Raw genomic sequence first — 15647 nt, forward strand, 5'->3', positions numbered from 1 at the left:
CCCCGTCTTATTTTGTGCGCGGGCCGGGGGCTTTTGAGGCGCACTGACCAAGGGAATTATTCGTGTTTGCAGGCCTTGCCAAATCGATCTTCGGTTCATCCAACGACCGTCATGTCGCCAAGCTTCAGAAGATCGTCGACAAGATCAATGCCATGGAGCCCGACTTCGAAGCGCTCGACGACGCGGCGCTAAAGGCCAAGACGCAGGAATATCGCGATCGCCTGGGTGCTGGCGAAACGCTCGATGATCTCCTTCCCGAAGCCTTTGCCACCGTCCGCGAAGCAGCCAAGCGCACGCTCGGTCAGCGTCACTATGACGTGCAGATGATCGGCGGTATCGCGCTCCACAAGGGCGAAATCGCGGAAATGCGCACGGGCGAGGGAAAGACGCTCGTCTCGACGCTAGCCAGCTATCTCAACGCGCTCGAAGGCAAGGGCGTCCACATCGTTACGGTCAACGATTACCTCGCCACGCGCGATGCCGAATGGATGGGTCAGGTGCACAACTTCCTCGGTCTCACCGTCGGGGTAATCGTGCCCAACCTGACCGACCAGCAGCGCCGCGACGCCTATAATTCGGACATCACCTACGCGACCAACAACGAACTGGGCTTCGACTATCTTCGCGACAACATGAAGATGAGCCGGTCGCAGATGGTCCAGCGTCCGCTGCATTATGCCATCGTCGATGAAGTCGACTCCATCCTGATCGACGAAGCACGTACGCCGCTGATTATCTCGGGCCCCACCGACGACAAGAGCGACATGTACATCGCGATCGATCGGCTGGTGAAAGACCTTTCTGAGGAGGATTACGAGACCGACGAGAAGCAGAAGAGCGTCGTCCTCACCGAAGAGGGCACCGAGAAGATGGAGCGCCGTCTCGAACGCGAGGGGCTGATCGAAGGCGGCAATCTCTACGACATCTCGAACGCGCAGATCGTCCATCACGTCAACCAGGCCGTGAAGGCGAACGTGATGTTCAAGCGCGACACCGATTACATCGTCAAGGACGACAAGGTCGTGATCATTGACGAGTTCACCGGTCGCATGATGGACGGGCGCCGCTGGTCCGATGGCCTGCACCAGGCGGTCGAGGCCAAGGAAGGCGTCGACATCAAGCCCGAGAACCAGACGCTCGCCTCGATCACCTTCCAGAACTATTTCCGCATGTACGACAAGATCTCGGGCATGACGGGCACCGCGCTTACCGAAGCGCCCGAATTCTTCGATATCTATGGCATGCACGTGACGTCGATCCCGACCAACGTGCCGGTGCAGCGCATCGACGAGGATGACGAGTTCTACAAGAACATCACTGACAAGTTCGCCGCCATCGCCAAGGAAGTGAAAGAGCGCCAGAAGAAGGGGCAGCCCGTCCTGGTCGGCACCGTGTCGATCGAGAAATCGGAAATGCTCAGCGAATTCTTCCAGAAGGAAGGCATCGAGCATAGCGTTCTCAACGCCCGCTTCCACGAAACCGAAGCGCATATCGTCGCGCAGGCGGGCCGTATCGGCGCGGTCACCGTCTCGACCAACATGGCGGGCCGCGGCACCGACATCCAGCTGGGCGGTAATGTCGAGTTCCGGATCGAAGACGAACTCAAGGACATGGAAGAAGGCCCCGCGCGCGACAAGGCGATCGAAAAGATCAAGGAAGAAGTCGCTGCGGAACGCCAGAAGGTGAAGGAAAATGGCGGCCTGTTCGTGCTTGGCACCGAACGCCATGAAAGCCGCCGTATCGATAACCAGCTGCGCGGTCGCTCGGGCCGTCAGGGCGATCCGGGGGCGAGCCGCTTCTATCTGTCGCTCGATGACGACCTGCTGCGCATCTTCGGCCCGCAGACGGCGTTTGCCAAGCTGATGCGCCAGAACCTGGAAGACGGGGAGGCGATCACGCACCCGTGGATCTCAAAGGCGATCGAGACTGCGCAGAAGAAGGTCGAAACGCGCAATTACGACATCCGCAAGCAGGTCGTCGAATATGATGACGTCATGAACGACCAGCGCAAGGTCATCTACGCGCAGCGCGAAGAGATCATGGATGCCGATCACGTCACCGATGTCGTCGAGGACTTCCGCCACGACACCATCCACGACCTGGTCAACGGCTACTGCCCGCCGGGCACGTTCCCCGAGCAGTGGGACGCCGAAGCCTTCAGGGAAGGCATCAAGGAAGTGCTCAACCTCGATGTGCCGACCGCCGAATGGTTTGACGAGGAAGAAGTCGAACAGGAACTCATGGCCGAACGGCTCGAGAAGCTGGCGGCCGAGGCGATGGCGGAGAAGATCAAGGGCGTCGACAAGGAAAGCTGGCTCGGTCACGAGAAAACCGTGATGCTGCGCACCCTCGACACGCACTGGAAAGAGCATCTCTCGACGCTTGATGCGCTGCGCCAGTCGATCGGCCTGCGCAGCTATGCCCAGCGCAAGCCCATCGATGAATATAAGCAGGAAGCCTTCATGCTGTTCGAGCGGCTTCTTTCGACCATTCGCGAGGAAGTCACCAAGACGCTGATGCACTTGAAGATCCAGCTCGAGCCTACGGCGCCGCCGCCCATGCCCGATCTGCCGGACTTCATCACCAGCCACTTTGATCCGCTGTCGGGCGATGACGACACGGCTGACATCGACGCGGAGACCGGTGCGGTGATGAGCCGTATTCCGCCGCGCCAGTCGCCCAGGCCGGACGCACCGCAGCCGGTGATGGATGCCGCGCCCGAGGGTGAGTTCACCCCGCCCTCCAGCCGAAATGCGCCATGCCCGTGCGGTTCGGGCCGCAAGTACAAGCATTGCCACGGGGCGGTAGCTTAAGAGGAAGCGTGATATGATCGATCGTTCGGCTCTGCGTGCTCAGTATCGCGCGGAAGAAAATAGTCTTGCAAGCCGTAGGATCGAAGAGGCCCGGCTGAGCGACCAGCAACAGCGCGAGGCCGCCGCGATGGCGACCAGCCTCGTAAAGGCCATGCGCGAACACAAGGCCGCGGGCCTCGATGCCTTCCTGCAAGCCTACGACCTCGGCTCCGAAGAAGGCATTGCGTTGATGTGCCTGGCCGAGGCGCTGCTGCGCATTCCCGATGCCGAGACGATCGACGATCTCATCCACGATAAGTTGTCGAAGCGGGGCTGGGCCGAGAAGATGGGCCAGTCACGCTCGACCTTTGTCAACGCGGCGACCTTCTCGCTGCTGCTGACGGGCAAGGTGCTCGATGAGGCCAACGATCCTGCCGAAGGGCTTTCCAACGCCATTGGCCGCGCTGTCGGACGTCTCGGCGAACCGGTGATCCGCACCGCGGTCGGACAGGCGATGAAGATTCTTGGCCGACAGTTCGTTTTCGGCCGCACGATTGGCGAGGCCATCAAGCGCGGCCAGCCGTCGCGCAAGAAGGGCATCACCCACAGCTTCGACATGCTGGGCGAAGCGGCGATGACCTTCGCCGATGCCGAGCGATATGCGCAGGCGTACGAACGCGCCATCGACCGACTGGCCAAGGAAGCGAGGGGCGATGACAGCTTTCATGTCGTCGATGGCATTTCGGTCAAGCTGTCCGCGCTCCATCCGCGCTACGAATGGAGCCACGCTGACGACGCCAAAGCCGGCATCTTGCCCGTCCTGACCGAACTTTGCCGCAAGGCCAGCGCTGCCGACGTCCACCTCACCGTCGATGCCGAAGAGGCCGACCGACTCGAACTCAGCCTCGACATTATCGAAGCCATCGCCAGCAACGACAGCCTGTTCGAAAATGGCTGGGAAGGCTTCGGCATGGCGATCCAGGCGTACCAAAAGCGCGGTGTCGAAACCTGCGATTGGGCGGTGCGCCTGGCTCGCAAGACCGGGCGCAAATTCTTTTGCCGTTTGGTCAAGGGCGCCTATTGGGACACCGAGATCAAGGCTGCGCAGGTTGGCGGGCTCGAAGACTATCCTGTCTTCACCCGCAAGATTGCGACCGATGTCTCCTATCTCGCCTGCGCCAAGGTTTTGCTCGGCGCGCCCGATGCGGTCTTTCCCGCCTTCGCCACCCACAACGCCAATACGATCGCGCAGATCAAGGCCATCGCGGGCCCGCGCAAGGCCGCCCCGGGTTTCGAATTCCAGCGCCTCCATGGGATGGGCGAGGAGCTGTATCAGGAGCTTCAGGCGCTCGAACGCGGCATCGACGAACAGCCGACACCGGTGCGCATCTATGCCCCGGTGGGCAGCCACAAGGAGTTGCTCGCCTACCTCGTCCGTCGCTTGCTCGAAAATGGCGCCAACAGCTCTTTCGTGAACCGCATCGCCGATGAGAATTTCACGCCAGAAGAGCTGGTGCGCGATCCGGTCGAAGAGCTCGAAAAGCTTGAGCCCAAGCGCAACCCGATGATCCCGCTGCCCAACCAGATCTTTGGTCCGGGGCGTAAGAACAGCGCGGGCGTCGACCTGTCCGATCCGCTCGTGCGCGAACCGCTGATGGAGCGTCTCGCCGAGCTCTCCAAGCAGACCTACGAAGCCAAGCCGACCGAAGAGTCGCGCGACGAACATCCGGTTCGCCGTATCACCAGCCCGCATGACGACCGGATCGAGATCGGCGTCGTGCACGAAGCCACCGAGGGCGCCATTGATCGCGCCTTCGAGGCGGCCTCCAAAGCGCAGCCAGACTGGGACCGACTGGGCGGCGAGGAACGCGCCCGCCTGCTCGACAAGGCCGCCGACCTGTTCGAAGAGCATCGCGAAACGCTCTTCAGCCTATGCATCCGCGAAGCGGGCAAGACGCTGCCCGACGCGATCCTCGAGGTGCGCGAAGCCGTTGATTTCCTGCGTTATTACGCATCCGAAGCGCGCGCCAAGTTCGTCCACCCGATCCCGCTCCCGGGCCCGACGGGCGAGACCAACGAGTTGCGCCTGCATGGCCGCGGCGTGTGGGTGACGATCAGCCCGTGGAATTTCCCGCTCGCGATCTTCACCGGCATGCTCTCGGCGGCGCTCGCGGCGGGCAACAGCGTGCTCGCCAAGCCCGCTGAACAGACCCCGATGATCGCCGACTATGCCGTCTGGCTGCTGCATCAGGCGGGCTTTCCCAAGGCGGTGTGCCAGCTGGTTCCGGGCGATGGGAAGGTGGGGGCCTACCTCACTGGCCATCCGCTCACCGCGGGCGTCGCCTTTACGGGGTCGACCGATACGGCGCGCGCGATCGCGCGGTCGCTGACCGACCGGCAGGAAGGTCCCATCGTGCCGCTGATCGCCGAAACGGGCGGGCAGAATGCGATGATCGTCGATAGCTCGGCGCTACCCGAGCAAGTCACGCGCGATGTCGTGTCCTCATCGTTCCAGTCGGCCGGCCAGCGCTGCTCGGCGCTGCGCGTGCTCTACATCCAGGACGACGTCGCCGACGGCATGATCGAGATGATTGCGGGCGCGATGGAAGCGCAGACCATCGGCGATCCGCGCGATCTCAAGACAGATGTCGGCCCCGTGATCGATGCCACCGCGCGCCAGGCGCTACGCCGCCACCTCGACTGGCTCGATCATCACGCCAAGAAGATCATGCGCCGCGACGTGCCCGAGGATTGCGACGCGCACGGCTATTACGTCCCGCCCTCGATGTACGAGATCGAGCATCTTGAGCAGCTCACGGGCGAAAATTTCGGCCCCATCCTCCACGTCATCCGCTGGAAATCGGGGCACCTGCCGCAGGTGGTCGAGGCGATCAACAAGACCGGCTATGGCCTCACGCTAGGCCTGCAAAGCCGCATCGACAGCACCCGCCGCTACATCCAGGAGCATGCGCGCGTCGGCAATTTCTACGTCAACCGCAACCAGATCGGCGCGGTGGTGGAAAGCCAGCCGTTTGGCGGCGAGGGGATGAGCGGGACTGGCCCGAAAGCGGGCGGTCCGCATTATCTCGAGCGTTTCGCGACCGAACGCGTCACAACTATCGACACCACCGCTGCTGGCGGCAATGCTAGCCTGATGGCGGCTATCGAGGGGTAGAAGGCGGGTGGCGCAAATCGATATCGTCAAGGTCGAACAGGCGGACATATCGGCGCTCGCGTCCATCGGGCGGCAGACCTTCATCGAGACGTTCGAGTCCGGCAATAACCCATCCGATTTTTCCGCATATCTCGATGAGGCGTTCGACGAAGCGCAGCTATTGCGCGAAGTGCAAACCGAGGGATCGGATTTCTACTTCGCCAAGGTCGATGGCCAGACGGCAGGCTATCTTAAACTCAATACCGGTGATGCGCAGACCGAAAAAGTTGATGGCGACACGCTGGAGATCGAGCGCATCTATGTTGACGGATCGATGCAGGGAAGCGGGGTGGGCAAGGCGCTCTTCGAGTTTGCGACGGACATCGCGCGGCGCAAGCAGATGGACGCTATCTGGCTTGGCGTCTGGGAAGAAAATCCCAAGGCGATCGCTTTCTACGAGCACCAGGGCTTTCGGCCATTCGGCGTCCATACCTTCATGATCGGGACCGATGCCCAGCGGGACATTTTGATGCGCTTGGAACTCGCGCAGGATTGAGCGGGCAGATTTTCTGGCAAAGCGGGGTCAGGGCGGCCTGACCCCGTCGGTCCTGTCGCGCTATGGCGCGCAGGCCGTCCGCAGTCCGCACGCGCCAGCTCTCACGCAACGACGCTCACTGGCGTTCGCTGTCGTCTCGTTCGGCGGCTTGTGAAGAAAATGGCTCCCCGAGTTGGATTCGAACCAACGACCAAGTGATTAACAGTCACCTACTCTACCGCTGAGCTATCGGGGAGCAGCCCGAAAGCGTGACAGGGCGTATAACGTCCTTGCCGCAGCAATCAAGCCTGTTTTAGCTGGTTGCGAACTGTTCTAGCGCGATCCGCTCGTCGAGCGCGTGGTCGGGGTCGAACAGGATCGTGAGTGCGCGGTCGCGTTCCAGCCATACGTTTACCGTCTTGGCATCGCGGACCTCGAAATGGTCCGCCACCGCGCTCACCGGCCGGTCTTCTGGGGTCAGCACATCGAAGCGCACCGGGTTGTCATCGGGAATGATCGCGCCCGGCCAGCGCCGGGGCCGGAAGGGGCTGATCGGGGTCAGCGCCAGCAGTTTGGCCGATAGCGGCAGGATCGGTCCGCCCGCCGACAGGTTGTAGGCAGTCGAGCCTGCCGGCGTCGACACCATCACGCCATCGGCCACCAGCTTCTCGATGACGAGCCGACCGCGCACGCTGATAGAGATCTTCGCCGTACGCCCTGTTTCGCGCAGCAGGCTTACCTCGTTGATCGCCGATCGCTGGATCTTCTCGCCTTTGAGCGTTTCCACTTCCATGCGCAGCGGCGCGATCTGGATCGGCTTGGCGGCCGCGATGCGCTCGACCAGGCCATCGGCGTTCCAGTCGTTCATCAGGAAGCCAAAGGTGCCTCGGTTCATCCCGAACACGGGCTTCAAGGGTAGCTGGCCCTCGAGCATCGCGTGCAGCGTCCGCAGCATGAAACCATCACCGCCCAGTGCGACGACGATGTCGGCCTCTTCGGGCCGCACAAAATCATGCGCTTTCTCTATCTCGCGCAACGCTTCTCTGGCGCTGGACTTGGTCGACACCATCAGGCCGAGTTTGGTCAAAGCGGGCTCCTGCTTGTCTTGCGCGCGACCATAGCGAACCCGCCAAAAAGCGCCACTGTCCCGTTGCGGGCCAGCGTAAAGCGTCAAATTGCGCGCACTGCCTGGCTCGGCCATCAATCCGATATGGAGAAGTTGGACGTGAAAACACGCGGGAACGACAGGCGGGGGACACCGGCGTCGCTCATAAAGGGGGACGCGGCGCTGGAGGAAGCGATTGCCGATAAGCGTATCGGCATTCGCTTCCAACCACAGATCGAACCGGCAAGCGGCCGCGTACACGCTGTCGAGGCACTCGCGCGCTGGGAAGGGTGCGGCGGCAGCCTGTTCGCCCGCGCCCGCAAGGCCGGGATGGAATTACCGCTGAGCGCCCATGTGCAGCTGGAAGCGTTGCGCCGCGCCGCGCGCTGGACAGGGCCGATGCGCAAGCTCGGCATCTCGATCAACCTGTTGCCCTGCGAATTCGCCAGCGACGAGCGGCTCGAGGGCTTGCTCGATCGCATCGACAAGAGCGGCATCGATCCGGAGCGCCTGACGGTGGAAATCGTCGAATCCAGCTTGGTCGCCGACCGCAAGGCCGCGGCAGACCGCCTCATGGCGCTGAAAGCCTCGGGCATTCGCATCGCAATCGACGATTTCGGTACCGGCTATTCCAGCCTCGCCTATCTCACCAGCCTACCGATCGACTGCGTGAAGATCGATCGCGGGCTGATCACCGACATCGTTGGCGGCAATCGCGACCGGATCGTCGTGCGCGCGATGATCCATCTGGCGCACGAACTGGGGCTCGACGTGGTCGTCGAAGGCGTGGAAAGCGCCGCACAGCTCGAATTGCTCGCCAGTTGGGGTGCCGACCTGTACCAGGGCTTCCACGGTGCCGAGGCGCTCGATGAGGAGGAACTGTCCCGCTTCGTGAGCGCGACGAGTATCGCGGCCTAAGCGGGCTCCTTCGCCTTCTCACCCGATTTTGCGACCCGCGCCAGTCCGCGCGATAGCTGCAATGCGCCTTCCAGGCGATCATGCTCGGTCCGCCAGTTGCGGCTGACGACCAGTTTTTCGTCGGGCCGCAGCTTCGCGGTGCCCTTCAGTCGCTCGATATAGGCCAGCAGCCCTTGCAGATATGGGAAGCCGTCCTTGGCAAAAGTGACGACCGCGCCTTTCGACCCGATGTCGATTTTTGCAATCCGCGCAAGGCGGCAATTCGCCTTGATCTCAATAACCTGTAAGAGGTTCTGCACTTCGTGCGGCAAGTCGCCGAAACGGTCGATCAGCTCGGCCGCGAACTCGTCGATCGAGGCGCGGTCGGTCAAATCGCCGAGGCGGCGGTAAAGCCCCATACGCAAGTCGAGATCGGCGACATAATCCTCGGGGATCAGCACCGGCGCATCGACATTGATCTGGGGGTTGAGCGTCTCCGCGCCCGCTTCGCCCTTCTGCAGAGCAATCGCTTCCTCCAGCATCGACTGGTAGAGTTCGAACCCGACTTCCTTGATATGTCCCGATTGCTCGTCGCCGAGCAGGTTGCCGGCCCCGCGTAGATCAAGATCGTGACTTGCCAGCTGGAAGCCCGCGCCCAGATTGTCGAGGTTAGCGAGCACTTGCAGGCGTTTGGACGCGCTTTCGGACACCAGCCGCTCCTCCGGCGTGGTCAAATAGGCATAGGCCCGCGTTTTCGAGCGTCCGACGCGCCCGCGGAGCTGATACAACTGCGCCAGCCCGAACATGTCGGCGCGGTGGACGATCAGCGTGTTAGCGCTCGGGATATCAAGCCCGCTTTCGATGATCGTGGTGGCGAGCAGCACGTCATACTTGCGGTCGTAGAAAGCGCTCATGCGCTCCTCGACCATCGTCGGCGTCATCTGGCCGTGCGCGACGACATACTTCACCTCGGGCACTTCCTCGCGCAGGAACTCTTCGATGTCGGGCAGGTCGGAGATGCGCGGCACCACGTAGAAGCTTTGGCCGCCGCGATAATGTTCGCGCAGCAGCGCCTCGCGGATCACCACCGGATCGCGCGGCATCACGTAGGTGCGCACCGCCAGCCGGTCGATCGGCGGCGTCTGGATGACCGACAGTTCGCGAAGCCCCGTCATCGCCATCTGCAACGTGCGCGGAATCGGCGTCGCGGTCAGCGTGAGTACGTGAACGTCATTCTTGAGCTTCTTCAGCCGCTCTTTGTGCTTGACGCCGAAATGCTGCTCCTCGTCGACGATGACGAGGCCCAGCTGCTTGAATTTGACCGTCTTGCCGAGCAGCGCGTGCGTACCGATGACGATATCGACCTGGCCTTTTTCGAGACCTTCCTTGGTCTTCTTGGCCTCCGCCGACGGGACGAGCCGCGACAGTCTTCCGATCTTGATCGGAAAACCCTGAAATCGCTCGGTGAAATTCTCGTAATGCTGGCGCGCCAGCAGGGTGGTAGGGGTGATCACCGCGACCTGCATCCCCTCCATCGCCGCCACGAAGGCTGCGCGAAGTGCGACCTCGGTCTTGCCGAAACCGACGTCGCCGCACACCAGCCGGTCCATCGGCTTGCCCGACCCCAGGTCGTCGAGCACGTCGCCGATCGCACTCTCCTGGTCGTCGGTTTCCTCATAGGGAAAGCGGTCGACGAATTGCGGAAACGCGCTGTCGGGCTGCGCGACCTCGCCCTTGCGGGTGGCGCGCGCCGCCGCGACCTTGATGAGCTCGTTCGCGATTTCGCGGATGCGCTCCTTCATGCGCGACTTGCGCCGCTGCCACGCCTCACCGCCAAGCTTGTCGAGCGGGACGCTTTCCTCACCGCCGCCATAGCGGGTCAGCACGTCGATATTTTCGACCGGCACGTAGAGCTTGTCGCCGCCAGCATATTCGAGCGCGACGCAATCGTGCGGTGCCGATCCCACCTGGATCGTGGTCAGGCCTTCGTAGCGCGCAATGCCATGCTCTTCGTGAACGACGAGATCGCCCGGCGTCATCGCAGAGAGTTCGGCCAGGAAGGCATCGGCGCTCTTCTTGCGCTTCTTGCGGCGAACCAGCCGGTCGCCGAGCATGTCCTGTTCGGACAGCACCGCGACTTCAGGACCAGTGAAGCCGTGGTCGAGCGGTAGCACCAGCAGCGCGGGGCCCTTCGCACCCAGCGCCTCCTGCCAATTGTCCGCGCCCGTCAACTGCTTGACGCCATGATCCTTGAGCAGCCCGGCAAGACGCTCGCGCGCGCCCTTGGAATAGCTTGCCAGCACGACTTTACGGCCGCTTTTGCGCAGCTTGGCGACATGATCAGCGACGGCTTCGTAGACATTGGCGCCTTGCGCGCGCTCGGGTGCGAAATCGCGCGGGCCCGCGACGTCGAGGTCGACCACACGATCATTTTCGGGCTCGGGAAAGGGGCTGGCGAGGTGGATCGGCGTCTCGGCCTTCATCGCCTCCCAGTCATCGTCCTCGAGGTAGAGACGATCGGGCGGCAGGGGCCGGTAGCTGCCTGCCTCCGCAGCCTCCACGCGCTTTCTGTTCTCGTAATAGTCGCGGATCGCTTCGGTTTGCGCGGCTAGAGCCTGGTCGGCATTGGCATCCCGCAAAATGACGTCATGACGGCGCAGATAGGCCGAGAAATCCGCCAGTTCTTCTTCGAAAAGCGGCAGCCAATGCTCCATACCGGCAAGCCGGCGCCCGTCGCTGACCGCCTGGTAAAGCGGGTCTTCAGTCGCATTGGCACCGAACATTTCGCGATAGGATGACCGAAACCGCTTGATATTGCCTTCGCTCAGCAGGCTTTCGGACGCAGGCATGAGCGTAAAGCCCTCGGTGCGGCCGGTCGAGCGTTGGTCGGCAGGATCGAACGCCCGTAATGTCTCGATCTCGTCGCCGAAGAAGTCGAGGCGCACAGCGTGGCCAAGCCCGGCCGGGTACAGGTCTAGGATCGCGCCGCGCACCGCGAATTCGCCGGCATCGTGCACCGTATCGACGCGCGCATAGCCTAGCTCGGTCAGCAGGGTGACCAGTTCGTCGCGGTCGATCTCGACACCTTCTTCGAGCCGCCGGGTCATTCCGGCAATCCGCTCGGGCGTTAGCAGGCGCTGCACAACCGCGTTGACCGTGGTGACGAGCAGTTGCGGGCTGTCGGGTTTCTCGATCAGCCGCGCGAGCGTTCCCAAGCGCTCGGTCATCACCCGGAGCGCAGGGCTCGACCGGTCATAGGGTAGGCAATCCCATGCCGGCAGGCCCAGCACCTCGACATCGGGCGCGAAGACTGGCGCGGTGTCGGCGATGGCGCGCATCGCCGCCTCGTCTGATGCGATGACGACCGCGCGGCCACCTTTGTGCGCGGCAGCGCGCGCCAGATCGGTTGCCAACCACGGGAGATAGCCCGTCGGCACGCTCGATAGCGTCAGGGGTTCGTCGGCCTTCAGTATCTTGGGAAGTGCTTCGCTCATCGGCGGATCTCGATAAAGTCGAGCTGTTGCATCGCTTCCATCATCGGCCCTTGGTAGCGCTCGGGCACTTCCTGCGTGCCGATTGCCCAGGCCATGATGTCGACGTCGGTTTCGGTCAGCAGCGCCGCGAACAGCGCCAACTCATGCTCACCCCACGTCTCGTTATAACGATCGAAGAAGCCGCCGATCATCATGTCGGCTTCGCGTGTGCCGCGATGCCAGGCACGATATTTCAGGGCGCGGCGCAATTCGTCCATCGGGGTCTCTTCCATAGCAACACAGCCCGCAGCGATTTCGCAGCGAGCTTCAATGATTACCCATGTAGGAACTGCGGCCCGAACTTGCTAGCTGGACTTTATGCGGCCTGAATTGCTCCAGCCACTATTCGCCGAAACTGAGGCGCTCAAGGGCGTGGGTCCGCGCATTGCCAAGGCGTTGGAGCGCCTCAAACTCACGCGCGCGCTCGATCTCGCCTTCCACCTACCCACCGGTCGTATCGAGCGCATCAGGACAGATGCGGTGTCGCACGCCATGGTCGGACAGATCGTGATCGTCGAGGTCGAGCCATTCGAGCTTCGCGAGGGCAGGGGCCGAGCCCCGACCCGCATTTTCGCGCGCGATGCCGACGACAACACGATCACACTGACCTTCTTCAACAATCCGGGCTGGGCGAAGAAGCAGCTACCGCTTGGCGACAAGCGCGTAATCGTAGGCAAGCTGGATGCCTACGGGCAGGAACTGCAGATCGTGCACCCCGAGGTGCTTGAGGCGGGCGTGGAGCCGCCGCTGCGCGAGCCTGTCTACCCACTCACCGAGGGCATCACCAACAAACGCATGCGCGAACTGGTCGCCGCGGCATTAGAGCGCGCGCCCGAACTGCCCGAATGGATCGAACCTTCGCTTCTCAAGCGCAACGGGTGGCGAGAATGGCGCGCTTCTCTTGCTAAGGCCCATTCAGACGAAGGCGCAGATAATGCGCGTAACCGCTTGGCCTACGATGAGATTTTCGCCAACCAGCTGGCACTCTTACTGATACGTCAGGCCAATCGCCGTCGAAAGACGGTTCCGCTTGCAGGCGATGGCCGCCTGGTCGACAAGCTCTCGCTTCCATTCACGCTAACCGCGGCGCAGCAGCGCGTCATCGGTGAAATCACGGGTGACATGGCGCAGGACCGCCCGATGCTGCGCCTTCTCCAAGGCGATGTGGGTTCGGGCAAGACGCTGGTGGCGCTGATCGCGATGCTGCACGCGGTGGAGGCCGGTGCGCAGGCTGCGATGTTGGCGCCGACCGAAATCCTAGCTCGCCAGCACCTCGATAGTCTCAAACGCCAGTGCGAAGCGATCGGCGTCACCGTCGCGATCCTGACCGGCCGCGAGAAGGGCAAAACGCGCGAGAGCATCCTCATGGGCCTCGCCGATGGCAGTATCGACATCTTGGTCGGCACGCACGCTATCTTCCAGCAAAAGGTGGCCTACAAGAACCTGGGGCTGGTGGTGGTCGACGAGCAGCACCGGTTCGGTGTCTCGCAGCGCCTCTTGCTCACCGAAAAGGGCAGGACGCCGCCGCATCTCCTCGCCATGACCGCGACGCCGATACCGCGCACGCTTACGCTGACCCGCTTTGGCGAGATGGAGGTAAGCCAGATCGACGAGCTCCCGCCCGGCCGCCAACCGATCGACACGTTGGTCGTTTCCGACGAGAAGACCGCCGACGTAATCGACGGTCTGGGCCGTCACATTGCTACTGGCGGGCAGGCCTATTGGGTCTGCCCGCTGGTCGAGGAATCCGACGGTATCGATGCCGCAGCAGCCGAAGACCGCGCGCAGATCCTCAAGACCCGCTTCGGAAGCGACCGCGTCGGTCTCGTCCACGGGCGCATGAAGGGCGAGGAGAAGGATGACGTCATGGCGTCATTCGCCAATGGCGACCTCTCGGTGCTCGTGGCGACAACCGTGATCGAAGTGGGGGTAGACGTGCCCAATGCCACACTGATGATCATCGAGGGCGCCGAGCGTTTCGGTCTCGCGCAGTTGCACCAGTTGCGCGGGCGTGTCGGTCGCGGGGAGGGCAAGAGCCGCTGCCTCCTGCTTCGCGGTCAAACGCTGTCAGAGACGGCGCGCGCACGGCTCGCATTGATGCGCGAGACCAATGACGGCTTTCGGATCGCCGAAGAGGATTTGCGCCTGCGCGGCCCCGGCGAAATCCTCGGCACCCGCCAGTCGGGCGAACAGGCCTTTCGTCTTGCTAGCTCGGAGCAGGTCCGCGACCTTGCGCCAGCGGCCCAAAGCGACGCGCAGCTTCTGCTCGATCGCGACGGCGGCCTTGAGGGCGAACGCGGGCAGGCGGCGCGCACCGCGCTCTATCTCTTCGAAAGAGATGCTGCGGTCGGCCTCCTCAAAGGGGGCTAGGGCAGCAGCAGCCCGTGCTTCTTCTTGCCGAGGCTGATCTTTACCGGATCGCCAGCCACGTCGATCTGCAGTTGCAGGTCGTTGACGACTGCATCGTCGAGCTTGACCGCGCCTTCCTTGATCTTGCGCTTCGCTTCGCCGTTGGATGCAACGAACCCCAGTCGGTTGAGCGCGTCCATGACACCTATCGATCCGCCGGTCTCGACGCTGGGCAGGTTTGCGTCGCTTGCGCCTTCTTCAAAAGTCTTGCGCGCCGTCTGTTCAGCCTGGTGGGCAGCATCTTCTCCGTGAAGCATCGCGGTCGCGGCATTGGCCAGCGCGATCTTTGCTTCGTTAATGGCAGCGCCTTCCAGCTTTGAGAGCCGATCCACGTCATCGAGGGGGATGTCGGTAAACAATTTGAGGAACTTCACCACGTCGGCATCGTCGGTATTCCGCCAGAATTGCCAATAGTCGTAGGCGCTTAGCTGGTCTTCATTGAGCCACACCGCGCCCGATGCGGTCTTGCCCATCTTCTTGCCGTCTGCCGTCGTGATCAGCGGCGTCGTCACACCGAACAGCTCTTCGCCGCCGCCCATGCGCCGGGTCAGTTCGATGCCGTTGACGATATTCCCCCATTGATCGGATCCGCCCATCTGCAGGCGGCAGCCGTGCCGCTGGTGCAACTCGCGAAAATCGTAGGCCTGGAGGATCATGTAGTTGAATTCGAGGAAGGTGAGCGGCTGTTCACGCTCGAGGCGCAGCTTTACGCTATCGAAGGTCATCATCCGGTTGATAGTGAAATGCGGCCCCACATCGCGCAGCAGATCGAGATAATTGAGATCGCCCAGCCAATCGTCATTATTGACCATGATGGCGCCGGTTTCGCTATCATCAAATCTCAAGAACCGTTCGAAAACCTTTCTGATCGTTGCAATATTCCGGTCGATAAATTCTGGCGTCAACAGCTGGCGGCTCTCATCCTTGCCCGAGGGATCACCAACCTTGGTAGTCCCGCCGCCCATCAGCACGATCGGGCGATGGCCGGCCTGCTGGAGCCGCCGCAGCAGCATGATCTGCACCAGGCTGCCGACGTGCAGGCTCGGCGCGGTGGCATCGAAACCGACATAGCCGGTAACAATTTCCTTAGACGCGAGCGCATCGAGACCATCGGCATCGGTGGTCTGGTGGATATAGTCGCGGCCCGAAAGCAGCGTCAAAAGATCGCTTTTGTAGGTCATCGCGAACGCACTAGCAGCGCGCTTCGTCGTCTTCCACGGCA

General features: G+C 62.4%; 9 protein-coding genes and 1 tRNA gene. 5 read left to right on the forward strand and 5 right to left on the reverse strand.

Features of this window, described 5'->3' with window-relative positions; all coding sequences use genetic code 11:
- Nucleotides 1–62: 62 nt before the first annotated feature.
- The 3 genes from secA to NUX07_RS06645 are packed head-to-tail and all read left to right on the forward strand — an operon-like array spanning nucleotide 63 to nucleotide 6502.
- On the forward strand, nucleotides 63–2813 hold the full coding sequence (gene secA, locus NUX07_RS06635; protein ID WP_265529790.1) for a preprotein translocase subunit SecA: 2751 nt from the start codon (nucleotides 63–65) through the stop codon (nucleotides 2811–2813).
- Between the two features lie 13 nt (nucleotides 2814–2826).
- Nucleotides 2827–5967: a bifunctional proline dehydrogenase/L-glutamate gamma-semialdehyde dehydrogenase PutA gene (gene putA / locus NUX07_RS06640; protein ID WP_265529791.1), complete on the forward strand. Its 3141-nt coding sequence runs from the start codon at nucleotides 2827–2829 to the stop codon at nucleotides 5965–5967.
- A 7-nt stretch (nucleotides 5968–5974) separates the two neighbouring features.
- Nucleotides 5975–6502, forward strand: coding sequence for a GNAT family N-acetyltransferase (locus NUX07_RS06645; protein ID WP_265529792.1), 528 nt, complete (start codon nucleotides 5975–5977; stop codon nucleotides 6500–6502).
- A 160-nt stretch (nucleotides 6503–6662) separates the two neighbouring features.
- Here NUX07_RS06645 and NUX07_RS06650 read toward each other — a convergent pair.
- Both NUX07_RS06650 and NUX07_RS06655 read right to left on the reverse strand, forming a co-directional pair.
- A tRNA-Asn gene (locus tag NUX07_RS06650) sits at nucleotides 6663–6737 on the reverse strand.
- A gap of 57 nt (nucleotides 6738–6794) precedes the next feature.
- Nucleotides 6795–7568 carry an NAD kinase gene (locus tag NUX07_RS06655; RefSeq protein ID WP_265529793.1) on the reverse strand — a complete coding sequence of 258 codons (774 nt, stop codon included), beginning with the start codon at nucleotides 7566–7568 and terminating at the stop codon, nucleotides 6795–6797.
- A gap of 123 nt (nucleotides 7569–7691) precedes the next feature.
- Here NUX07_RS06655 and NUX07_RS06660 point away from each other — a divergent pair, with 123 nt between their 5' ends.
- Complete coding sequence (locus tag NUX07_RS06660; protein ID WP_265529794.1) at nucleotides 7692–8504, forward strand: EAL domain-containing protein; 813 nt, start codon at nucleotides 7692–7694, stop codon at nucleotides 8502–8504.
- Here the strand turns inward: NUX07_RS06660 and mfd are convergent.
- Both mfd and NUX07_RS06670 read right to left on the reverse strand, forming a co-directional pair.
- The gene (gene mfd / locus NUX07_RS06665; RefSeq protein WP_265529795.1) at nucleotides 8501–11977 is read right to left on the reverse strand and encodes a transcription-repair coupling factor; all 3477 of its coding nucleotides are present in this window, start codon (nucleotides 11975–11977) and stop codon (nucleotides 8501–8503) included. The genes NUX07_RS06660 and mfd overlap by 4 nt on opposite strands.
- Nucleotides 11974–12249 carry a succinate dehydrogenase assembly factor 2 gene (locus NUX07_RS06670; protein ID WP_265529796.1) on the reverse strand — a complete coding sequence of 92 codons (276 nt, stop codon included), beginning with the start codon at nucleotides 12247–12249 and terminating at the stop codon, nucleotides 11974–11976. Before NUX07_RS06670 ends, mfd begins: the two co-directional genes overlap by 4 nt.
- An 85-nt stretch (nucleotides 12250–12334) precedes the next feature.
- Here NUX07_RS06670 and recG point away from each other — a divergent pair, with 85 nt between their 5' ends.
- Complete coding sequence (recG, locus tag NUX07_RS06675; RefSeq protein WP_265529797.1) at nucleotides 12335–14386, forward strand: ATP-dependent DNA helicase RecG; 2052 nt, start codon at nucleotides 12335–12337, stop codon at nucleotides 14384–14386.
- On the opposite strand, the gene tyrS is transcribed toward recG, so the two are convergent.
- The gene (gene tyrS / locus NUX07_RS06680; RefSeq protein WP_265529798.1) at nucleotides 14383–15606 is read right to left on the reverse strand and encodes a tyrosine--tRNA ligase; all 1224 of its coding nucleotides are present in this window, start codon (nucleotides 15604–15606) and stop codon (nucleotides 14383–14385) included. The two genes, recG and tyrS, sit on opposite strands and share 4 nt — an antisense overlap.
- Nucleotides 15607–15647 lie beyond the last annotated feature (41 nt).

Source organism: Sphingomicrobium marinum (genome assembly GCF_026157105.1).
Classification (GTDB): Bacteria; Pseudomonadota; Alphaproteobacteria; order Sphingomonadales; family Sphingomonadaceae; genus Sphingomicrobium; species Sphingomicrobium marinum.